Raw genomic sequence first — 22,062 nt, 5'->3', positions numbered from 1 at the left:
AACCATTCTCAATAAAAGGAGCAATACCGTGAACCAGTCTCCGTCGTCCGTATATCCTCCTCCGTTCAGCTCACTGCTTTTTCATTTTAAAGAAATTGCGTTGATTGGTGAGCCTACCGATGAATTATTATCACGTCCCAGTTCATATCACTGTCTGCTTATGTTCATCAGTGGGACAGGGATGGTGGACATTGGCCTAGAGCAGTATCTATTCCATACAGGTCATGGGTATTGGCTAGCTCCAGGTGAATCCTATCAAATCGCTCCCCTAAATGGAACTGTACCTGAATACTACAAAATCACGTTTGAGGTCATCGCTTTGACGTCGGAACCACAAGCGGACATGGCCTTGGCTGAACACGCAGCGCGCATGCCATCCATATATCATGGAGCTGTCCTGCCGGAACCGCGCGAATACATCGTCTCCTCTTCTTCCTCCAAACTTATTCAGTTGATTGAAGAGTTATTTTATAGTACCCAACAAACGGTACAGCCGCATAACCAAACATCCGTATTACGGCAGCAAATCATGTTTCAAGAGTTGTTTTTGCTGTGGCAGGAAGATCACACCGATATTGATCAAAACAATACCTCTAATCCGGCATTGCCAGCATCGGTAGAAGGCACTCTCACATATATGGAAAACAACTATGAAAAGCCCATTACCGTCAAGCAGCTTGCCGAGCAGGCGAACGTTTCCATATGGCAATACTCGCAAATGTTTCGTAAAATTACAGGCAAAAAGCCGCTGCATTACCTCACTGAGCTGCGCTTGAATCATGCCAAGCGGCTGCTGCTGGATTGCAAACGGCCTTTACGTGAAATAGCCCGTCAGGTTGGTTTCTCTGACGAATATTATTTTAATCGACGGTTTAGGCAAATGACCGGGATTCCCCCTGGCAAGTACGCACTTTCTGTCTCCGGTTCTGTGCGCGTCAAGGATTGGACGGGTCACCATATTCATATTCCGCGCCGAGCAAGCCGCATCATCTATCATGGAGAAACGATGGGCGATCTATTGGCATTAGGGGCCAAAGCCATCGGTGGAAGTCTGCAACTCAGTGAATACAGCGTCTATAAACATCGTCTTGTGAATGTTGCCGATGTGGGCCTTCCACTGGATGCCCGCTTGACTAGTGCTCTTGATCCCGATCTAATTATCATCGCCAATTCGGACGAACAGGAATATAAGCGCATTGCCAGCATCGCCCCCACCGTCACCTTCAACTCCTTCGCCACGCTGGAGGAACGGATGCGTACACTTGGCGTCTGGCTCGGTAAGGAGCGAGAGGCCGAACGCTGGTTGTCTACCTTCACAGCCCGTAATCTGGCAATGTGGCAGCAGCTCGGTACGCAAATCACAGCCGGAGAAACGGCCTCCGTCTTCATCTTCGATCATGGTGATCGGCTCTTTGTCATGGGTATGTCCGGATTCTCGTCGGCCCTCTACCACCCCCAGGGCTTTCAGCCCGTTGAACCGATCCAAAGGGTGCTCGACGAGGGACACGGCTTCGCGGAAATAGATCCAAGCGAATTGCCTGATTACGCCGGGGACCGCATTTTTATGCTTGTCCCAACAGCACCAGAATCCAAACATACGCTGGAACGTATGATCAGCAGCCCTCTCTGGCGCAGCCTCCCTGCTGTACGTCAAGGTCGGGTATATTTCGTAGAAGCTGAACGCTGGAACTGGAGCGATGCCATAACCCGACAAAAACTGCTTACTGCACTGCCCAAACTGCTTGGCACTTCATCCTGAGAAGCTGCCATTTTCTAAAGATACTACATTAGACCTTGAATGCTTCCATCTGCCTCCAGCGACATATGCTCAGCTGCTGGGGATTTTGGTAATCCTGGCATCGTCATAGTATTGCCTGTTTCCACGACCACAAAGCCTGCCCCTGCAGACAAAGCAACGCTGGACACGTGAATGGTAAAGCCTTCCGGTGCACCTAGCAGAGAAGGTTGATCTGAGAATGAATATGGCGTTTTGGCCATGCATACAGGCAGTTGTCCAAAACCAAGCTGCTCCATACCGGCCAACGCCCGTTTGGCCGCAGGAGTGTAAGCTACCTCTGCCGCACCGTAAATCTCCTTCGCAATAACACTAATTTTCGCTTGCAAACCAAGGGTATGCTCATACAATGGTGCAAAATGGGCTTTGTCCTCCTGGAGCAGGTTGAGCAGGCTTTGGGCCAGCTTTTCTCCCCCTTGGCTCCCCTGTGCCCACACCTGTGACAACTCTACGGGTACTCCCAGCTTGCGGCATTCCGAGAAAATCAGTTCCAGCTCGGCTTCGCTATCTGTTACAAAATGGTTGACCGCTACCAGTACTGGCACGCCAAACTTTTGCAAATTCCGTATATGCCGGTTCATGTTGGCTAATCCAAGTTGCAATTGTTCCAGATTTTCTGCGTCCAGCTCATTTTTAGCTACACCGCCGTTATATTTCAGCGCTTTGGCGGTTACGACCAACAGAGCCGCATCTGGCTGCAAACCGGATTGACGGCACTTGATGTCAAAAAACTTTTCTGCCCCCAGCTCAGCCCCGAACCCAGCCTCCGTGACAACCACCTCTCCCAGCTTCAGGGCTAGCTTCGTACCGATCAAACTACTGCATCCATGCGCAATATTCGCAAAAGGTCCGCCGTGCACAATAACTGGAGTTCCCTCCAACGTTTGCACCAGATTGGGTTTCAATGCTTCCCGAAGCAGCACAGCCATACCTTCCACCGCATTTAGTTCCTCAGCTGTTACCGTTTCGCCATCTTCGTTATAACCAATCACCATCCGACCCAATCGCACTTTAAGATCGTCCATATCTTCACTTAAACATAATACGGCCATCACTTCTGAAGCCGAGGTAATCAGAAAACCACTTTCTCTCACTGCTCCATTACCTGACCCCAATCCGGTTACAATGTTTCGTAAACTCCGGTCGTTCATATCGACAGCGCGTTTCCACACAATCCGCTCGGGTTTCAACCGCAAAGCATTTCCATGAAATAAATGGTTATCGATCATCGCTGCCAGCAAATTATGCGCTGCCGAAATCGCGTGAATATCACCTGTAAAATGCAGGTTAATGTCTTCTGCCGGAACAATCTGGGCTTGTCCTCCTCCGGTTGCTCCTCCTTTCATGCCGAAGCAAGGGCCCAGGGACGGCTCACGCAACGCAGCAACGGTTTTATGCCCCAGCGCATTCAGCGCCTGTGACAGCCCAATAGTTGTCAGCGTTTTTCCTTCTCCCGCCGGCGTGGGATTCATCGCCGTAACCAGCACCAGCTTTCCATTCGGACGATCCTTTAACTGCTCCCACAGGGACGGGTTCAGCTTTGCTTTATATTTTCCATACGTCTCTAGATGTTCTTCTTCAATTCCTGCTTCTTTGGCTATATCAATAATTCTCTTCATCTTTCGTTATGTACCCCCCGTTTTATAAGTCTGACCGATGGTGTCAAACCCTGTATCGTTTTATTTTACCAAAGTGTGCCGCTTATTGCGCTATGATTCATTTCATCGCAAGCGTTGCTATCATGTGAGTTATAAAAAAAGAGCATCCCCCGCCCGTATGGACTTTGGTGGATGCCCTTTTGATACGTCTCGTTTAACAAACAGCTCTCAAATTAACCTGCAAAGTTAGCAGCGTAATTTTCAGCAATAAATCCCTTAGAAATCAGGATAGATTGGGATTTCTTAGTAGCAGGGCCATAGCCTTGGGACAGCAGATCATTAATATGTAAGCGATTATAAATGAAGCAAAATACAAAGTTGGACGCCCCACTCGTAAGGATCGATACCAGAAAAATAATAACAGCCCACTTCCAATCCCCTCTAAACAACGCAGGGAAAAAACCGAAAAAGAGCGTAGTCCATGAAAAACCTACTTTGCGTTCCTTGATCATTCCAGTTTTATTTCTTAATTTAATCTTCATTTACCCCTTACCTCTCTTTATATAGTCTTTTAGAACTATATTAGATTATATAGGACAGAGGGAATAAATGGAACTCATTTCGTAAAATCATAAATTTCTCAAATACGCTCTAGTTTATAATGCTTTTCCAGCACTTCTTTAAAAACATCAACAGGGTACTTGTATTCAACAGTTTTGAAAACAATCCGGTTATTCCACTGGTTTTTTTCCAGCTCGCACCCATGCTCCATATCCAGTTCCTTCATAATAAATATAATCTCATCTAAGGTTACCAACACACTATGTCTATTCGTCGTAGTTGCCAGCATCTGCTCGCCTTCCTGTGTGTATGCCTTCACGATCTGCTCATCAAACCCTTCGCTGATCATTAATTCCTTCAAGGCTTGTATAAAAAGAGTCGGCAGGTTTTTGTACTGCGATTTTTTAATCCCAAACAGCGTGATGCTTAAGCGGGATATATCATGCATAAACACTATATTTTTTCTTCGATTCAGTAAAAATAAACTGGCATGCCAACTATTCAAAGGCGGATAAATATCAACTTGAAGTGGTTCAGTCTCCCATTCCTTCAGCAGTTTTTGTGTTCCTCGTATGACAAACATCGTTGCTCTCCTTTATTGACGCTCCTGTACCGCAGCGTGATTCGACATACCTAATCTCTCATAATAAGGCATGCCCCGGATATTATAACACTGTATTTCAAACATCGGATTATAAACTCTTTCAGTATAATAGAGGAAAGATATATTGCCAGACACAGCTGATTACGTAACTCCCTGGGACGATCCAGGGAGTTTTCATTTTTTCTTTGGATATTTTTATGGAAATCCCCTCCACTGCTCTATATAATTCAGGTACAGTTCGTCACACGAGCTTAATCTAAAAATTAGGGGTGTTCCACACCTATGCCACAGCATATTTTACTTATTGAAGACGATCTATCCATTGCCGAAATGCTACTCAAAGCACTCACTAAGGAAGGATACAGCCTAACCACTGCCTATGACGGGGAAGAGGGGCTTCTTGCCTTTGAACGTCATACCTATGATCTGGTACTGGTGGATTTGATGATGCCGAAGGTGGACGGTATGGAGGTGATCCGCCGAATCCGTACCCACAGCGCCGTACCTATTCTGATTATGTCAGCCAAGGACAGCGACGTGGATAAAGCGCTTGGACTGGGCTTTGGGGCAGACGATTATGTTGCCAAACCTTTTTCAATGCTGGAAATGACGGCTCGTATTCAGTCCGCGATCCGCAGATCTACTACATATGCCCGTCAGCAACAGCAGGAGGAACAACCGCAAGCACAAGTTTTGACCTACGGCAGTCTGCGCATTGATTTTGATCATTTTATAGTCATACGCAATGAAAATGAAATTCAGCTAACAGCCAAAGAGTCCGATATTTTGAAGCTATTTGTAGCCAATCCAAACCGGGTATTTACAAAAGCACAATTATACGGATTTATTTGGAAAGACGATTATATGGGCGACGAGAACGTGATTAACGTCCATATTCGCCGCCTGCGTGAGAAAATCGAAGAAGATCCCTCTCATCCTGTCCACATTAAAACGCTATGGGGCATTGGCTACAAATGGGAGAATGGCTGATATGAACATCGAAAACATTTCTGAGTGGATTGTCGGCCTCATCATGTCAGTCGTTATAGTATGGCTTTGGCGGGAGCGTATGGCCAATAAGCGCAAAATAAGGGATATCCGAGCCCTACTAGAGCGGATTGTGACGGTGAATCATGCGGAAAAGCTGCTATATGTCACAGGTGACGTTGAACTGCAACGACTCATGACGGAAATTAATCGACTGCTGGACTTGAATCTCAGAGTGTCTGCAGATTACAACCGTAGCCAAATTGCTATGCGCAAAATGATTTCGAACATTTCACACGATCTCAAGACCCCGCTTACGGTTGTGCTTGGATATGCCGAGATGCTGGATGGCGATCCGACTATTTTGCCGGAAGAACGTATAAAGCTGCTATCCAAAATTCATCAAAAGACAAGCGAAGCGATTGAGTTGATCGGAAGCTTTTTTAATTTGGCGAAACTGGAAGCTAATGATACGGATATTCCGTTGACACGACTGGAAGTGGGAGAACTGTGCAGACGCAGCATTTTAGAGTTTTATGACCTGCTGACTGCACAGGGGTTTACTGTGCATATTGAGATCCCGGAGCATACCATTCATGCCTTGGGGAACGAAGGAGCGATTGGGCGGGTGCTGAATAATCTGATCTCGAACGCCATTCGCTACGGGGCAGATGGACGGACGCTAGGCCTGACACTGTCAGAACAGCAGGATACAGTGCGTATAGAGGTATGGGATCGTGGGAAAGGCATACAGGAATCTGAGCAAGATAAAGTTTTTGAACGCATGTATACACTGGAAGACTCCCGCAATAAAGCGGTACAAGGTAGCGGACTGGGCCTTACGATTGCCAAACGTCTGGTTGAAACGATGAACGGAGAAGTTCAATTGACCAGTAGACCTTATGAGCGGACAGTCTTCTCTTTTACATTGAAGAAAATCAACTATTAATCGTACTAAACATGCTCAACTTAATAAATTTGTAAGAATCACGAAAGAAAAATGAACATTTCGCCCTTTATCCTTGAATTATCAGCAGTATACGAAGGGAGAACACCCATGACTTACGTAATACGTACACATCAGTTGACCAAAGCCCTGAAGGGTAACGAAATTGTAGCGGGAGTCACCATGAATGTGCGCAAGGGAGAAACCTATGGCTTTCTCGGCCCTAACGGGGCAGGCAAGACGACGATGATGAAAATGATTACGAATTTACTCAAGCCGACATCGGGTGAAATTGAATTATTCGGTGAGAAATTAACGCCAAAATCGTATCATCTGCTCAGACGGATGGGTTCGATTATTGAATACCCAATTTTTTATGATAGGCTGACGGCGCAGCAAAATCTCGAACTTCATTGTGAATACATGGGCTACTATAATAAGCAGGCTGTTCGGGATGCCCTGGAATTAGTAAACTTGCAGAATGCGGGTGACAAGTCGGTAAAAGACTTTTCACTGGGAATGAAACAGCGTCTCGGGATTGCCCGCGCTATTGCGACTAAGCCAGAGCTACTCATTTTGGATGAGCCGATTAATGGTCTGGACCCGGTGGGAATCAAGGAAATCCGCCAACTATTCCACATGCTATGCAAGGAATATGGGATGACTCTGCTCGTGTCCAGTCATATTTTAGCGGAAATAGAGCAGATTGCGGATACGGTAGGCGTGATTAATCACGGAAGGCTGATTGAGGAAGTGTCGATGGAACAGGTGCGGGAAACCAATACGGAATACATCGAATTTACGACCAACGATTGTAAAAAGGCGGCCTACGTCCTCTCCCATCATCTGAATCTGAATAATATAAGGGTGCTCAATGAACAGAGTATACGTATTTACGATTCAAATGTACCGCAGAAACAAATTACGAAGACGCTCATTTTAAATGATATAGAAGTGGATTCCATTCATCAGAAAAGCAGTACGCTGGAAGACTACTTTTTGCGGCTGTTAAACGGAGGTGATCTCCATGCTTAAATTGATGCAATTGGAGCTGAAAAAATTTCATCTGGCCGGTTATATCCGTTCAGCACTGATCGCCAATGCATGCATTCTTGGGCTGCTCTGTATCATCGCGCTGGACAGCCAAAGTACAGGAATACCCGAATTTACACAGTACACTCAGCTTCTCGATCTCATGGACATGCTGGTCAGAGCCACATTTATTGTGTTTGCCTCTGTTCTCCTGTGCCGCTTTATCGTAGGGGAATTTAAGTCCAAATCGATTACGATCCTGTTCATGTATCCGATTCACCGTCAGAAGCTGATGATCGTCAAGCTCTTGGTTGTGCTGCTGTTTACCTTCTTGTCTATTATTATTTCGGAAATAATCATTACGGCTGCTATTCATCTGCTCAACCAGTTTGTCTTGATTGTACCCGATAACCTTACTCTTTCGATACTGGGTCAACAATCAGCACGGACGCTGATCAATGCCGTTGCTGCCAGCTTTATGGGACTGGTTCCGCTGTATATGGGGATGCGAAGATACTCTGTACCCACCACCATTGTGACCTCAATCCTGATTGTAGCATTGCTTTTCTCCAATAATAACGGCGCTACACTTAGCTCCATAGCCCCCGTGCAAATAGGCTTCTCTATACTGGGAATGCTTGTGGCTTATGCAGCGATTCGACGCATTGAGTATAAGGATATTACTTCATAGTATGTAACTTAGTAAAACGCTTTCGAAAAATAGATGAAAATCATTGTTAGTTATACACACATTTTTCACTGGACTTCATTCTAAAACAGGTATATCCTATAGGAGAAATTAAAAAACGGAATAAGGATCTTCGGGGTAGGGTGAGATTCCCAACCGGCGGTATGGCTCATGGAGCTAAGCCCGCGACTCTGTATCTGGCAACAGGATACGGACTGATTTGGTGAGATGCCAAAGCCGACGGTAGAGTCCGGATGGAAGAAGATCGAAATATCAACATGCCGCGAAGTGGATGAATGCTGCGTTATGGGTTTTGCAGTTGCAGTAACTTCATTTAACTTGCATAAAGCGGCAAGTTTATTTGATCAACCCCCGTCTTGCATGGCCTTTCGCCATGGGCGGGGGTTTTTGTGCCACCGGTCCTGTATTCGCAAGGAGCTAATTGAGTATGAGTCAATCTTCTACTGTACTAACATCCAAAGGTTTTGATCATAGCTCCCACATGAAAAGCGGTTTTTGGCTGGTCGCAATAGGAGCAGCCTTGTGGGGCGCTGATCCGCTGTTTCGTATTATTTTGCTAAAATCATTTACTTCAACACAAATTGTACTAATGGAGCATATGCTGCTTTTCCTCGCTCTGACACCGATGTTGTGGAAGCATCGTGAGGAACTCAAAGCGGTACGGCTTCGTCAAGTTTTCGCTATTTTGTTCGTCTCGTGGGGCGGCTCGGCTCTGGCCAGCGTGATTTTTACCATGGCGCTCAGCAATGGTGATTTGAATGCTGTACTCTTGCTCCAGAAGCTTCAACCGCTGGTCGCTATTGTTCTAGCCCGTATTATTTTGAAGGAAATGTTGCCGCGTCATTTTGGATTATTAATTGTCGTCGCTCTGTTCGGGACGTATCTTCTGACCTTCGGTTGGTCGCTCCCCTTCGGGCATGTTCGTGATTTTGTCCAGGTCGGTAGTCTGCTTGCACTCGGTGCAGCAGTTCTGTGGGGTGGTTCGACAGTCATGGGAAGTTACTTGCTTCGTTCAATGAAATATGAAACGGTAACCTCCCTCCGCTTCATGGTGGCGCTTCCTCTGCTGATTGTCCTCACCTCTGTAGAGCATGCGCCATGGAATATGCCTGCCGGTACATGGGCAGGCGCAGCTGTGATTATCAACTTGCTATTGCAGGCATTGCTTCCGGGTCTTCTTAGCTTATTGCTGTATTACAAAGGCTTAAGTACGACCAAAGCGTCTTATGCTACGATGGCAGAATTGAGCTTTCCCATGGTGGGTGTCGTGATTAATTGGATCGCATTTCAGCAAATCGTTACTGTAGCGCAATTGACTGGTTTTATGCTCATCTGGATTACGCTCTTTATGATTTCACGTCAGCAAAAAAATTAACAGTTCAATGTCCCTTTCATGACTCACCCAAGCCAAATTGTGAAGATGCTTTTGCATCTCCGATTTGGCTTTTTATGTGTTCGCATTAATATTAATCATAGTTCTTTAGACCTGTTTTTCAAAAAAAGTGTCTAAAATATGCTACTATTTCTCGTTTCCCAATGATTACATCTATAAAATTCGTCGGTTTATGTCGAATAAAACAATGTAGTGATCATCAGACACAGAGGAGCAAGAACTATGACTAAAACAAAACAAACAGTTCCGTGGTGGAACAGGTTTCTCAAGCAGTTTTATTTAATGAGGACAAGATTAATAATATCTTTTTTAGCTGTGTTATTGATTCCGAGCGTACTTATCGGGTACTTTTCTTATCAGGGGGCTACGACACAACTCAGTCAGCAAATGGGCGGTTCCGTATATACGAATCTGTATCTGATCCGAAGCAATGTCAATCAGTATGTAGCGCCCATTATGAAAGATCTGGACGTGCTTACCACTGAAATCAATTCTGATTCCATCGGTACCAACCAAGAAGCCCTTCAGAAAAAGTTAGATGTTATCGTCAAGGCTCACCCCGAGCTAGATGCAGCGCTTCTCGGCAATGAGAAGGGGCAATACATACGTTCGCCGAAAAAACAGGAGTCCGATTATGATCCCAGGGAGAGAAAATGGTACAAAAATGCGATGCTGGAAAAGGGCAAAGTATTCGTCGGTGTTCCAGTTGCCAGCGTCACGACAGGGAATTTAGTCGTTAATATATCGGGAACGCTGGAGGACGGTGAAGGAGCTGTTGCCCTGGCTTTGAACCTGGACAAAATGAGTGAAAGTCTGCAGTCTGTTAAGATTGGTGAGCGCGGAGGACTCATTATTGTTGATTCTGAACATAAAGTTGTATCTGGGACTGGAACAGCCTTTAATAAGACAGGCAAAAAAGCGGCTGACGCCATAGAAGGACTTCCCGAAGTGGCGACAACCGTTGAAAATGATGCTCCTTCCATGTCGCAAATTCAATTTATGAATCGAGATATGCTGGCCTTTACACTTAAGGACCCTCTCACCGGTTGGAGCATTGTCGCACTGTCGGATCTGGAGGATTATAGTGATGCAGCCCAACCAATTCTGAAGCAAAGCCTGATTGTAATTGTTATTTCCATACTTGCCGCGGCGATCATCATTGTGCTTATGGTCCGCTCGTTCTTAATTCCGCTGCGCAAGCTGCAAGCAGGAACACGCATCGTCCGTGACGGAAATCTGACCGAACGTGTTAATCTATCCAGCAAGGATGAGTTCGGCGAACTGGCACAGAATTTTGACCAGATGACGCATTCCTTGCATACGATGGTCTCCGAGGTCAACCAAACCTCCTCCCGACTTGCTTCCTCTTCCCTGATAATTAAGGAAAGCACAGAGCAAACGACGGAGTCCGTACAACATGTAGCGGAAACGGTTATGGAATCCGCGGAAAATGCAGCCACCAGCGCCGAGGCATCCGAGCAGACCGCTAATGCCGTTGAAGAAATGGCGAAGGGTGTCAGCACCATTGCCGAATCGGCAAGCTCCATCGTGGATTCAGCAGGACAAACCGAGCATGATGTGGCTCAAGGCAGTCAAATGATCAGTAGTGTACGGACCCAAATGGACCGTATTCTGGAGGCTGTCAGCCAAACGGCTAGCTTAATGGATGAGCTATCCCAGCTCTCGGACGATGCGAAGCAGATGAATACGGCTATTGCCGCCATTGCCAAGCAAACCAATTTGTTGTCTCTGAACGCGTCTATTGAAGCTTCCAGAGCTGGCGAAGCCGGGCGTGGATTTGCCGTAGTCGCTATAGAGGTACGCAAGCTGTCTGAGCAATCCAAGGAAAGCGCGGATTCCATCAGTCAGATTATTACTCAGATGCTCGATTTGATTCAACGCTCTACCGCTACCATGAACGGTAATGTTCGTAACCAGGTAGGTGAAGGTATGCGTATTAGCCAAGATGCAGAAGGTGCATTTACGAATATTGAGCGCTCTACTTCTCATATCGTGGAACAAATTCAAAGTGTGTCCGCTGCTGCTGAACAAATCTCAGCCAGTACAGAGGAAGTCTCCGCCACCGTTACCCATTTGGCAAGCCTGTCTCGCAATTCGGCGGACAGCTCGCAGACAACATCTGCTGCTGCTCAGGAACAAATGGCAGCTATGGAGGAAATCGCCTCTTCGTCACAGGAGTTGTCCAACATGGCGCAGGATTTGCAACAGCTGGTTAAGCGATTTAAGATTTAACTTACACATTGCATCGTTGCAATTTCATGCATGTAAGAATGAACAGTAGTACATCTAATTACTAGAGGATTTTGCAAAAATCCAATAAGCGACTTCCAATGAACAAGATATAGATCAAAATGGTTTAGTTCGTCAATATCTTGCACTTTGGAGCGACTGGAATCGAATTTTGCAAAATCCTGACTAACTAAAGCCTTCGTCCGTATACAAATTACGGGCGAAGGCTTTTTACATTTGAGTTCTTGATATGCTCTCTCTCTTGTTACTTAAAGGGTCATCTGACCGGTTAACTGACGGCGTCTATCTCCTTCGGGGTCGTGCTCCACCTTAATATTCTGATGGAAAATAGCTGTAGTCCGCCCTTCTCTGTCGTACATCGGCCAAGCCCCCTCGGACAGCACTGGCTTCCCATCACGTGCAAAAGCAACCCATGCCTGCTGCATATCTTGAGCCAGCTTCTGCATCGAAGGTTGAATCTCTAATCCAAGCTTATCTAGCAGCTCCAGATTATCGAAAACAAACGCAATCTCTGCACCGTGAACCGCTTGTTCAAAGGTAGGATGCCCGGGCAATGTCCAATCAAAACGATACATCCATACAGGCGCATGCGCCGACTGTGCAACAGCAAGAGCCAACGCAGGACGCCAAAAAAATAGATCGGTCAACATTTGCGCCTGTCCCTCAATCGTAACCGGAAATGGTTCTATCAGGTTGCCGATGTCTGACATGCCCGTCATCATTTCCAATGCTTGTCTCGCTGTCGACTTGTTCATTAGATGGGATTCTTTTCGGATGAAATAGGCCCCCTCATGCAAGTTCGTTCCAATCAAAACGGAAACCTGCTTTGCTGAACCTTGCGCGATTGCAGACAGGGGTACATCTGGCAAGGTCACACCGTCCACAACGGGTTGATAGATCATCGCCATCCCTGGTCCGATGACTTCATGCGTCTTCGCCATCGCTAGCATCAGCGCATCTGTCGGCAGGCTAAACAACCTCTCTGGATGCTGAGTGTCCACACCCAGCTGCTGTAGATACACAGCCGTCACTTGCTCGGCCTGTGAAGTTGGCAATACCTGCGACGCACCGCTCTGCAAAATCGCACGCTGGAACAGTCCTTCAGCTGCTGGCATCGCCAATAAAGCGGCAATACTCATCGCGCCTGCTGATTCACCGAACACCGTCACTTCGTCCGGATTACCGCCAAAGGCAGAGATGTGATCCCTAACCCATTTCAGCGCAGCGATCTGATCCAGTAGTCCCGCATTAGAGGTCAGGCCATCTCCCTTTGGAGTCAGATGCAAAAACCCTAACGGCCCCAATCGATAATTGATCGTAACAACCACAACATCGCCATTCTTCGCCATGCGTTCCCCGTCATATAAAGGTATAATCCCGGACCCCGTGACAAAGGCACCGCCATGAATCCACACCATCACTGGACGTCCCTTCTCAGGAGTCTTCGAAGCAGGTGTCCAAACGTTCAGGTATAAGCAATCCTCTGACTGCTTAGGCGGTTCCACCAGATTTCCAGTCATACTTTCAGCGGATGGCATAGGTTGCGGACAGATTGGCCCAAAACTCGTCGCAGCCCGCACACCCTCCCAAGACTCCAAAGGCTGGGGCGCGTGAAAACGTAGTTTTCCAATAGGAGGCTGTGCATATGGGATACCTTTCCATACATGATATCCATTTCCTGATTCCCCACGCAATTGACCTAGACGAGTATGTACTATAATACTCTCCATCATGAAGCCCCCTTTATTTCGTATGTTCAACACAACGGTATAATATCAATCTTTACATATCTCTATTATACCCTTTGCACACGGCCAAACCAAAAAATACCGGAAGCACTTTTGCGCTCCGGCATTTTTATAAACAAGATAGGGAAATAGCGATTAATCCCGAACTTCTTCTTTTGGAATCAGCTTGTAAATTTCTTCGCTTTCCATAGAGTCAATTAGTCTGTCTAGCCACTTGTAATAAGCGACGGCCTGCTTCATTTTCAAACGATCTTGCTGAAGAATCGCCTTAAATTCCTCGTACTCTTCACCCTGATTCATCAATTTGTCCAGCTCATCAATGGCTTTGCGCAGCACCAGTAAATTTGTTTCTACCGCTTTTCTCCATTTAATAGCGAAGAAGTCAGTAAATGTTTGATGCCAGTCATATTCAACTTCATACAAATCCTTGCGTGAGCCCTTGCTCCATACCTTATTTACCATTTTCAGATCCAATAATGTGCGAACTCCTGTACTCATGCTCGTTTTGCTCATTTCCATTTCACGGCCCATCTCGTCCAGCGTCATCGGTTTATCCGCAAAAAAAAGCAAACCGTATAAATGCCCCGCAGACAAAGTAATCCCATACAGGTCCATGTTTTTACCTATAGCTTCTATGACACGTTTGCGAATTTTTTGCAGCGAAGCCTGCTGCTCATCACCTAACTGGTACAAGCTCATGCTTGCAACCTCCTAATTTTAGAGCATTTTGCACAACCTAGTATGAACGATTTACCCGTAAAAGATTAGCTTTGACGCAATATATGAAATCTTTCAACAATAAATGAAATGTTTCAAAAGCAAAGCTTCTGTCTATATTACAACAGCATGGGTCGTTCAAAATCATAATTCGCAAAATTGCTAATGATAGTAAACTTTTAAAATTATGGATATACATAAATCTTTTTCTTATGGTTATATTTCATTGTCTATTTTAAAAAAAGCACTATCGGTTGTAAAGTTCCGAATGTTTGAGCATTCTATAGAACGAAGGAGCATATTGAAGGAAACTTTGTACAGTTTTTTCTGTACGTACTTTATGAACAGTTTTTTTATTTGAAATGTAAGCAATGCTTCTGTTACAATTAATTTTGTCATTAACCGTTCAGGATGTTCAGAATTATGATTTTTATACTCAATCCTTAATGCAACATGGGGTTAATACCAAGCAAAGTATAGAAAGAAGAGGTGTATGTATGACGATTTTGGAAGTCAAAAATGTCAGCAAACTCTTTGGTCCTCACGCAGAGCAAGGTGTTCCGCTCCTGGAGCAAGGCTGGGGCAAGGAAAAGTTGGCCAAAGAAAAACAGATTACTGTTGGTGTCAATAAGGCCAACATGGAAATTAAGCAAGGTGAAATTTTCGTAATTATGGGGCTATCGGGCAGTGGCAAGTCCACTTTGGTGCGAATGCTAAATCGCTTGATTGAGCCTACCTCCGGTGAAATTCTGGTCCACGGCAAAGATCTCCGTAAGATGAACAAAGAACAACTTCGCGAAGTTCGTCGTAAAACCATCAGCATGGTTTTTCAAAAATTCGCTCTGTTCCCACATCGGACTGTATTAGAAAATGTAGAATATGGTCTTGAAATTCAAAAGGTAGAAAAAGCACAGCGTCAGGAAAAGGCGCAACAAGCGCTGGAACTGGTTGGTCTCAAAAACTGGGGCGATAAAATGCCCGATGAATTGAGTGGCGGTATGCAGCAGCGTGTCGGTCTGGCACGGGCGCTGGCTAATGACCCTGAAGTGCTCCTGATGGATGAAGCGTTCAGTGCATTGGACCCGCTCATTCGCCGTGACATGCAGGATGAGCTGTTGGAGCTTCAGGATAAAATGAAGAAAACCATTGTGTTTATCACCCATGATCTGGATGAAGCGTTGCGGATTGGTGACCGGATTGCATTGATGCGAGACGGTGCGGTCGTACAAATCGGTACACCGGAAGAAATTATGATCCAACCGGCTAACTCTTACGTAGCCCGCTTCGTCGAGGATGTGGATCTGTCCAAGGTATTGACGGCTGCTCATGTCATGCTTCGTCCAGAAACCATCACCATGGATCGTGGTCCGCGTGTGGCTCTGGAATTGATGCGAGAGCGTGGGATTTCCAATTTGTTCGTCATTGACCGCACCAAAAAGCTACTGGGTGTTATTAACGCCGAGGATGCTGTTCATGCACTGCGCAATAATTTGAAAATTGAAGATATTTTGATCACGGACGGACCGCAGGTTGCTGCCGAAACTGTCATTAATGATTTGTTTGAAATTACAAGCTCGTCCAAGGTACCGCTGGCTGTGGTCGATGACAAGCAAAAGCTGCTGGGCGTTATCGTCCGTGGAGCATTACTCGGCGCACTTGGTGGAGATGTTACTACTACGAAGGAGGTGAATGCCCATGATACCGAAACTGCCAATCGCTGAGTGGATTCAAGCCATTGTCGACTGGATGGGTATTCATCTGGCTGGATTGTTTAATGTTATTTCTTCCATTATAGAAGCTGTAGTAGGCTTTTTCTCAGGCCTGTTCATGCTTCCGCACCCTCTGGTGTTCATCGTGATCATCGGCATTATCGCCTTTATGATCGGGCGGGTTCAGCTTACGCTGTTTACTGTCATCGGCTTCCTGCTGATTGATAATCTTGGTTATTGGAGTGAAACAATGAATACGCTCGGACTGGTCATCACGTCTGCGCTCGTATCCATTGTTATCGGGATTCCCATCGGGATCTGGTGTGCATACAGTAAATCGGCATCACGCATTATCACGCCTTTACTTGATTTTATGCAGACGATGCCTGCGTTCGTGTACTTACTCCCAGCGGTTACCTTTTTCAGCCTGGGTGTTGTGCCGGGTGTTATCGCATCTGTTATCTTTGCAATCCCCCCAACCATTCGCATGACCAACTTGGGGATTATGCAAGTATCAGGTGAGCTGATCGAAGCATCAGACGCTTTTGGTTCAACCTCAGCGCAAAAGCTGTTCAAAGTTCAGCTTCCACTGGCATTGCCTACCTTAATGGCTGGTATTAACCAGACGATTATGCTGTCACTGTCCATGGTTGTTATTGCTTCCATGATCGGTGCGGAAGGCATCGGTGCTGTTGTGTACCGTGCTGTGACACAGCTGCAAATCGGTAAAGGTTTTGAAGCAGGCTTAGCTGTTGTCGTTCTGGCTATTGTGCTTGACCGTTTTACGCAAAATCTGTTTAAACCTACGCAAAAAGGCAAAAGCCGCGTATCCAGCAAGCAAAAAGTATGGATTACTTCTGCAGTTACAGCTGTCATTCTGATCGCTGGTGCATCCCAATATTTTGTTGGAACGGACCATTCCGCATCTGGCAAAGGTAACGCTGCTGCCAACCCGGTTGGCGAAGAAGTCGGTTACAAAATTATCGGTATTGATGCCGGGGCAGGCATTATGAAATCGACTGCCAAAGCAATTCAAGACTACAATTTGTCTGATTGGAAACTGGTTGAAGGTTCCGGTGCAGCTATGACGGCCACACTGGACAAAGCCATTAAAGCGAAAAAACCGATCATTATTACAGGTTGGACTCCTCACTGGATGTTCAACAAGTATGATCTCAAATATTTGGAAGACCCTAAGAAGTCTTATGGTGAAGCCGAGGGGATTCATACGATTGCCCGTAAAGGCTTGCACCAGGATGCTCCTATCGCTTATGAGTTTCTAAAACGTTTCAAATGGACACCAGAAGATATGGGTGAAATGATGGTCGCCATTCAAGCCGGAACCAGTCCTGAGCAAGCTGCCAAGGATTGGGCGGAGAAACATGCCGACAAGGTTCAGGAATGGACTCAAGGACTGCAACCTGTCAATGGTGATACCTTCAAGCTAAGTTATGTGGCTTGGGATTCTGAAATTGCCAGCACGAATTTGCTAAGTTATATTTTGGAGAACAAACTGGGTTACAAAGTAACCGCACTTCAAGTTGAAGCAGGTCCTATGTGGACGGGTGTCGCTAGTGGTGATGTAGATGCTTCACCGGCTGCATGGCTGCCGTTAACACATGCGGATTACTGGGCTAAATACAAGGATAAGCTCGACGATCTTGGGGCTAATATGAGCGGTGTTAAAACCGGATTGGTCGTTCCAGCTTACATGGATGTTAAATCGATTACTGATTTGCAGGATAACGGAGCCGAAGCGGCTACGGCTTCCGCCACAACTGAGGACTTTGGCAAAGAGGTCGGTTACCGCATTGTCGGTGTCGCTCCCGGCGACGGATTGATGAAGCTGACTGCCAAGGCCATGAACGATTACGACCTGTCCGACTGGAATTTGCTTGAAAGCTCCGGCGCTGCTATGACAGCTAACCTGGACAAGGCGATCAAAGCCAAACAACCTATCGTTGTAACAGGCTGGACCCCTCACTGGATGTTTAACAAATACGATCTGAAATACTTGAAGGACCCTAAGAAGGCGTATGGTGATAAGGAAGAAATCCATACCATTGCCCGCAAAGGCTTGAAGCAGGATGCTCCTGTGGCTTATGAATTTCTAAGCCGCTTCAAGTGGACTGCTGAGGATATGGGTGAAGTGATGATCGCGATTCAGGACGGTACTGCCCCGCAGCAGGCTGCCAAGAACTGGGCTGATAAACATCCTGACAAGGTTCAGGAATGGATCAAGGGCCTGCAGCCCGTCAGCGGCGATCCTTTGAAGCTGAGCTACGCTGCTTGGGATTCTGAAATTGCCAGTACGAACGTATTGAAATATGTATTGGAACAAAATTTGGGCTATAAAGTAACAGCCCTGCAAGTGGAAATCGGCCCGATGTGGACTGGCGTAGCTGGCGGAAGTGTAGATGCTACCGCAGCCGCTTGGCTTCCATTGACGCATGCTGATTATTGGGCTCAATACAAGGATAAGGTGGATGACATCGGAACCAGTATGACTGGCGTTATGTCCGGGCTTGTCGTTCCATCCTATGTGCCGATTGATTCTATCGAGGATCTTAAGCAGCCGCAATAATATTTTTTCCACTTTTAAACCATATGAACAAGCAAAAGGCAGATCAGGGTTTACTCCTGATCTGCCTTTTTATGATATCCAATATTTAGAGTTGCTCTCAGCCTTTTAGCGTGAATCCTTCTTGAGCGGACACATCGGCATGCTGCCCTGTCGTCTGGTGCTGTCTAAAGAATAACGGATAGATCGCAAAGGACACCAGCAGACTCACACAACCAATGACGCCTAGAGCAATCATATCTTTGAAGATGTAGGTGATATCCAATCCTTTGAGCGTGATGTTCCGTACAGCATCCAGGTAATACGTCAGTGGCAATATCTCAGCAAGCCCCCGCAAGAAGCCGGGCATTGCCTCTAATGGCCACGTATAGCCTGACAGCATAAAGGAAGGAACAGCAATCAGCATCAGAGTTTGGGTCGCATCTACTCTGGTTTTGGAAAAGAGACTGAACAGGAAGCCTAATCCGCACAAGGCAAAGTTAAAAACCAGCGACACTAAAATCAACGGCAGTACCTGTCCCCTAAACGGAATATCGAAGCATAAAGCGCTGATACTGAATACAGTCAGCACATTGAAAGCTCCCGCTGCATAATACGGTGCCAGTTTGGCAATAGCCAAACGCCAAGGGGTATTTCTCCATGCGCCAAATCTCCCCCAAGTCCCTGCTTCCTTATCACGCGTGCAGGACAACGCGATACCAAGCAGCAAACACTGCTGGAGAGCCGCAGAGATAACCCCTAGTGGCATGAAAAGCTTATAATCATATACCGGGTTAAATAGCACTCTGGATCGGAACGGGATGGTAGTCAGCGTCGAGGCGGCCTGATCGGCGTTCATTCCCTTTTGTTTCATGGAATTGACTGATACTCCGGCACTCACGCTACTAATAACCTGATTCGCAATCCGACTGGCACTATTGGAATACATCATATTACTGCCGTCAATCAGCGTGAGCACGGGTGGATTCTCCCCATGCTTAAGCCGAGTGGTAAAGTTGTCGGGAATGACGATTCCGACCTTAGCTTCTCCAGTCTCTACTTGACGGACTACATCATCCTGATTGTTTGCTTGCCGTGTAACGGCAAATGAATCGGTCGAATCAAACGCCTGAATGATCTGGCGACTGAGCTGCGAATTATCTCCGTCGTACACAGTGACAGGCATCTCGGTAATCCGCTGATGTGAATACAGGAAGCCGAATAGTATCGTATACACAATCGGCGTAATCAGCAGAATAGCCATAAAGCGGCGGTCCCGGAAGATGCTCAGCCATTCCTCGCGAAACACATCGCGGATACGAAGTCTTTCCTGTGAATCCTGCATATTACTGCGCCCCTTTGCCTGCAAACAGAACCGTGGAGCCTGTTGGAACCGATGCAGCAAGGTCTGGCAATGCTACTTTAACACCGAAGGAACGGACATCCTTGTCACCGGAGCTTTGGCTCGGTTTTTGAATAGCAAAGTCAGCAGCCGATTCTAACAGAATGACTTTACCCTTCAGCTCCTTACCGCCAGACAGCAATTTAATTTGGACTGTATCCCCTGCTTGAAGACCGTTCAGAGACGTTTCAGGTACATAGAATTTAGCCCAACGTTGTGTCAAAGTTTCAATGGTATAGACCGGGAACCCTGCGCTAGCCATTTCACCTAAGCTAAGCGACTTGGATTTTACGATTCCATCCTCGGACGCACGCAGCGTAGTGTAGCTCAAATAGGTCTGAGCCTCTTGAAGTGCGGCTTCCGCTTGGGCTACCTGAGCATTGGCACCTGCAACCGCAGATTGAGCCTGCTCAACTGTGGATTGCGCCGCCTTCACCGCAGATTGCGCTTGTTCTACCGAAGCCTGAGCGGCTTTGACATCTTCCTGTTGCAGAGCAACTTTGCCCGCTCCTGCCTGTGCTTCCTTCACCGCAGCCAAGGCTTGACGGTATTGAGCTTCAGCCGCCGTAATTTCCTCCTTGCGGCTTCCCTCCCGTGCCATATCCAATTTTTGCGACTCTGCATTATACTTGGCCACTGCCTGTTGATGTTCCAATGTCGCTTGATCCAAAGATGCCTGGGTTGCTGCACCGGCTTCTTGAAGCTTTTTGGCACGCTCCAGATTTTTAACGGTCAGGTCCAGCGTTTCCTTGGCTACCTTCACAGATACTTGCAATTGCTCAAGCTCCTGTGGTCTTGCCCCGCTCTTGAGGGCATCCAGTTTTGCCTTGGCGGCGTTCGCAGCCGCCTTGGCCTGTTCAATCTGGCTGGAGGAAGCCTCCGCGGTCACACTGACCGATGTCGTGCCTTGGCTTTTCTTGGCCTGAGCAGCACTCACAGTAGCCTGTGCCTGGCCTACGCCTGCTTGAGCCTGCAACACTCCAGCTTTTGCTTTGGATACATTACTCTTGGCTGCCAGCAATGCCGCCTGTGCCTGCTTCACCTTATCTTCCAACTCGCGACTTTCCAGATGGGCTAACACCTGCCCTTTTTTAACCTGATCGCCTTCTTTGACGAGCATCTGGTCAATCCGTCCTGCCATTTTAAAGCTGGCATTGAGGGTATCCGACTCCACATAAGCCGTAGGAATGGAAGAAGACTGATCCGCAGACAAGCTGCTTCCACCCCGTGGAAGAGCAGTTAAGGCATATATCCCAACCGCGATTAAAATAATAAGTACGACATAAATCGTATATTTTTTAGCTTTCATGTTTTCATCACTCCATCTGTATATTAATGTTGCATGCCCAATGCATTACACACAAAAACTTCAATACTTTCACGAACCTCTTGCAGATTCATCGTTTCGCCCCAAACCATTGACCTCATCGGTGCAAAAATGTAAATCCCAAATAAGCAATTGGCTGTTGTTTTGGCATCCAGCTTACTTGAAATTTTCCCATGAAACTTGCCGGAATCGATCTCTGCCTCCATAAAATCAAAATAGTCAGCCAGCACCTGCCTAATATTAAAATGCTGCTCTTGCGAAACCCAGCCCTTACTGACCAATAGACGGCAAAAGTCCGGTTCTCTCACAATAAACTCAATATGTACTTGGATTAGCTTGCGAATCCTAAGCTCCACCTGATCTTTAGGCGTATGAGCCATTGCTTCATGGATATCCCGGACAAAACGCTCCATCCCCATCTTCAAAATGTAAATGTACAATTCTTGCTTGTTTTTAAAATTGTAATACAGGGTTCCTTTGGCTATGCCACAAACCTTGGCAATTTCCTCCATATTTGTTTCATTAAATCCTCGTTCAGAAAAAGCTTTGAGTGCGCCGTTAAAAATAATTTCCTTTGTCTGCTGTTTCATGCTTCCTCCTTTTTTGAACTGACCGTCCAGTACAAAAATTATGTATTTATTATAAGCCCATTTTTAGTTATCCAGCAATAGGAAAAATGAAAATATTTCATTTTAGACAATTC

General features: G+C 46.4%; 17 protein-coding genes and 1 riboswitch. Of the genes, 9 read left to right on the top strand and 8 right to left on the bottom strand.

Annotation, left to right across the window (positions count from 1 at the left end; translation table 11 throughout):
• The first annotated feature begins 28 nt into the window (after window positions 1–28).
• Window positions 29–1,759, top strand: a complete 1,731-nt coding sequence (locus MKY35_RS06415) for an ABC transporter substrate-binding protein (protein ID WP_342445912.1) — start codon at window positions 29–31, stop codon at window positions 1,757–1,759.
• A gap of 23 nt (window positions 1,760–1,782) precedes the next feature.
• Here the strand turns inward: MKY35_RS06415 and MKY35_RS06410 are convergent, their stop codons facing one another.
• The 3 genes from MKY35_RS06410 to MKY35_RS06400 form a co-directional block, all read right to left on the bottom strand.
• Window positions 1,783–3,414, bottom strand: a complete 1,632-nt coding sequence (locus MKY35_RS06410) for a formate--tetrahydrofolate ligase (RefSeq protein WP_342445911.1) — start codon at window positions 3,412–3,414, stop codon at window positions 1,783–1,785.
• A gap of 212 nt (window positions 3,415–3,626) precedes the next feature.
• Entirely contained in the window at window positions 3,627–3,935 is a 309-nt protein-coding gene (locus tag MKY35_RS06405) for a hypothetical protein (RefSeq protein ID WP_029516338.1), read from the bottom strand.
• Between the two features lie 98 nt (window positions 3,936–4,033).
• On the bottom strand, window positions 4,034–4,537 hold the full coding sequence (locus tag MKY35_RS06400) for a hypothetical protein (RefSeq protein WP_029516337.1): 504 nt from the start codon (window positions 4,535–4,537) through the stop codon (window positions 4,034–4,036).
• Window positions 4,538–4,840: 303 nt separating this feature from the next.
• Here MKY35_RS06400 and MKY35_RS06395 point away from each other — a divergent pair, with 303 nt between their 5' ends.
• From MKY35_RS06395 to MKY35_RS06370, 6 genes are all read left to right on the top strand, one after another.
• Window positions 4,841–5,548, top strand: coding sequence for a response regulator transcription factor (locus MKY35_RS06395; RefSeq protein ID WP_342445910.1), 708 nt, complete (start codon window positions 4,841–4,843; stop codon window positions 5,546–5,548).
• Between the two features lies 1 nt (window position 5,549).
• Complete coding sequence (locus MKY35_RS06390; protein ID WP_342445909.1) at window positions 5,550–6,494, top strand: sensor histidine kinase; 945 nt, start codon at window positions 5,550–5,552, stop codon at window positions 6,492–6,494.
• Between the two features lie 108 nt (window positions 6,495–6,602).
• The gene (locus MKY35_RS06385; protein ID WP_342445908.1) at window positions 6,603–7,526 is read left to right on the top strand and encodes an ABC transporter ATP-binding protein; all 924 of its coding nucleotides are present in this window, start codon (window positions 6,603–6,605) and stop codon (window positions 7,524–7,526) included.
• A complete protein-coding gene (locus MKY35_RS06380; protein ID WP_342445907.1) occupies window positions 7,519–8,214 on the top strand; it encodes an ABC transporter permease in 696 nt (231 codons plus the stop codon). The genes MKY35_RS06385 and MKY35_RS06380 overlap by 8 nt, the downstream gene beginning before the upstream one ends.
• A 122-nt stretch (window positions 8,215–8,336) precedes the next feature.
• Window positions 8,337–8,481: riboswitch (FMN riboswitch) on the top strand.
• Window positions 8,482–8,659: 178 nt separating this feature from the next.
• Window positions 8,660–9,607: a DMT family transporter gene (locus MKY35_RS06375; protein ID WP_039269607.1), complete on the top strand. Its 948-nt coding sequence runs from the start codon at window positions 8,660–8,662 to the stop codon at window positions 9,605–9,607.
• 240 nt (window positions 9,608–9,847) lie between these two features.
• Window positions 9,848–11,878: a methyl-accepting chemotaxis protein gene (locus tag MKY35_RS06370; protein ID WP_342445906.1), complete on the top strand. Its 2,031-nt coding sequence runs from the start codon at window positions 9,848–9,850 to the stop codon at window positions 11,876–11,878.
• 266 nt (window positions 11,879–12,144) lie between these two features.
• Here the strand turns inward: MKY35_RS06370 and MKY35_RS06365 are convergent, their stop codons facing one another.
• Window positions 12,145–13,626: a carboxylesterase/lipase family protein gene (locus tag MKY35_RS06365; RefSeq protein WP_342446616.1), complete on the bottom strand. Its 1,482-nt coding sequence runs from the start codon at window positions 13,624–13,626 to the stop codon at window positions 12,145–12,147.
• A 153-nt stretch (window positions 13,627–13,779) separates the two neighbouring features.
• On the bottom strand, window positions 13,780–14,343 hold the full coding sequence (locus MKY35_RS06360) for a transcriptional regulator (RefSeq protein WP_029516323.1): 564 nt from the start codon (window positions 14,341–14,343) through the stop codon (window positions 13,780–13,782).
• Window positions 14,344–14,858: 515 nt separating this feature from the next.
• Between MKY35_RS06360 and MKY35_RS06355 the strand changes: the two genes are divergently transcribed.
• Together MKY35_RS06355 and MKY35_RS06350 are read left to right on the top strand one after the other, a co-directional pair.
• Window positions 14,859–16,082, top strand: a complete 1,224-nt coding sequence (locus MKY35_RS06355; RefSeq protein ID WP_029516322.1) for a glycine betaine/L-proline ABC transporter ATP-binding protein — start codon at window positions 14,859–14,861, stop codon at window positions 16,080–16,082.
• Window positions 16,057–18,654, top strand: a complete 2,598-nt coding sequence (locus MKY35_RS06350; RefSeq protein ID WP_342445905.1) for a glycine betaine ABC transporter substrate-binding protein — start codon at window positions 16,057–16,059, stop codon at window positions 18,652–18,654. The genes MKY35_RS06355 and MKY35_RS06350 overlap by 26 nt, the downstream gene beginning before the upstream one ends.
• Window positions 18,655–18,751: 97 nt before the next feature.
• Here MKY35_RS06350 and MKY35_RS06345 read toward each other — a convergent pair whose 3' ends face one another.
• From MKY35_RS06345 to MKY35_RS06335, 3 genes are read right to left on the bottom strand one after another with little or no spacing between them, the layout of a single operon-like run.
• On the bottom strand, window positions 18,752–19,975 hold the full coding sequence (locus MKY35_RS06345) for an ABC transporter permease (RefSeq protein ID WP_342445904.1): 1,224 nt from the start codon (window positions 19,973–19,975) through the stop codon (window positions 18,752–18,754).
• Window position 19,976: 1 nt separating this feature from the next.
• The gene (locus tag MKY35_RS06340; RefSeq protein WP_342445903.1) at window positions 19,977–21,341 is read right to left on the bottom strand and encodes an efflux RND transporter periplasmic adaptor subunit; all 1,365 of its coding nucleotides are present in this window, start codon (window positions 21,339–21,341) and stop codon (window positions 19,977–19,979) included.
• Between the two features lie 23 nt (window positions 21,342–21,364).
• Window positions 21,365–21,949, bottom strand: coding sequence for a TetR/AcrR family transcriptional regulator (locus MKY35_RS06335; RefSeq protein ID WP_069011115.1), 585 nt, complete (start codon window positions 21,947–21,949; stop codon window positions 21,365–21,367).
• Window positions 21,950–22,062: the final 113 nt, after the last annotated feature.

Origin of the sequence: Paenibacillus sp. FSL L8-0638 (assembly GCF_038593075.1) — a bacterium.
Taxonomy (GTDB): Bacteria; Bacillota; Bacilli; order Paenibacillales; family Paenibacillaceae; genus Paenibacillus; species Paenibacillus polymyxa_D.
This window is presented reverse-complemented; position numbering and strand designations above follow the sequence as displayed.

Bases quoted from the DNA above. Each gene is read 5' to 3' on its own strand.
- MKY35_RS06410 (WP_342445911.1), bottom strand. From the start codon at position 3,414: ATGAAGAGAATTATTGATATAGCCAAAGAAGCAGGAATTGAAGAAGAA.
- MKY35_RS06405 (WP_029516338.1), bottom strand. From the start codon at position 3,935: ATGAAGATTAAATTAAGAAATAAAACTGGAATGATCAAGGAACGCAAA.
- MKY35_RS06400 (WP_029516337.1), bottom strand. From the start codon at position 4,537: ATGTTTGTCATACGAGGAACACAAAAACTGCTGAAGGAATGGGAGACT.
- MKY35_RS06395 (WP_342445910.1), top strand. From the start codon at position 4,841: ATGCCACAGCATATTTTACTTATTGAAGACGATCTATCCATTGCCGAA.
- MKY35_RS06390 (WP_342445909.1), top strand. From the start codon at position 5,550: ATGAACATCGAAAACATTTCTGAGTGGATTGTCGGCCTCATCATGTCA.
- MKY35_RS06385 (WP_342445908.1), top strand. From the start codon at position 6,603: ATGACTTACGTAATACGTACACATCAGTTGACCAAAGCCCTGAAGGGT.
- MKY35_RS06380 (WP_342445907.1), top strand. From the start codon at position 7,519: ATGCTTAAATTGATGCAATTGGAGCTGAAAAAATTTCATCTGGCCGGT.
- MKY35_RS06375 (WP_039269607.1), top strand. From the start codon at position 8,660: ATGAGTCAATCTTCTACTGTACTAACATCCAAAGGTTTTGATCATAGC.
- MKY35_RS06370 (WP_342445906.1), top strand. From the start codon at position 9,848: ATGACTAAAACAAAACAAACAGTTCCGTGGTGGAACAGGTTTCTCAAG.
- MKY35_RS06365 (WP_342446616.1), bottom strand. From the start codon at position 13,626: ATGGAGAGTATTATAGTACATACTCGTCTAGGTCAATTGCGTGGGGAA.
- MKY35_RS06360 (WP_029516323.1), bottom strand. From the start codon at position 14,343: ATGAGCTTGTACCAGTTAGGTGATGAGCAGCAGGCTTCGCTGCAAAAA.
- MKY35_RS06355 (WP_029516322.1), top strand. From the start codon at position 14,859: ATGACGATTTTGGAAGTCAAAAATGTCAGCAAACTCTTTGGTCCTCAC.
- MKY35_RS06350 (WP_342445905.1), top strand. From the start codon at position 16,057: ATGATACCGAAACTGCCAATCGCTGAGTGGATTCAAGCCATTGTCGAC.
- MKY35_RS06345 (WP_342445904.1), bottom strand. From the start codon at position 19,975: ATGCAGGATTCACAGGAAAGACTTCGTATCCGCGATGTGTTTCGCGAG.
- MKY35_RS06340 (WP_342445903.1), bottom strand. From the start codon at position 21,341: ATGAAAGCTAAAAAATATACGATTTATGTCGTACTTATTATTTTAATC.
- MKY35_RS06335 (WP_069011115.1), bottom strand. From the start codon at position 21,949: ATGAAACAGCAGACAAAGGAAATTATTTTTAACGGCGCACTCAAAGCT.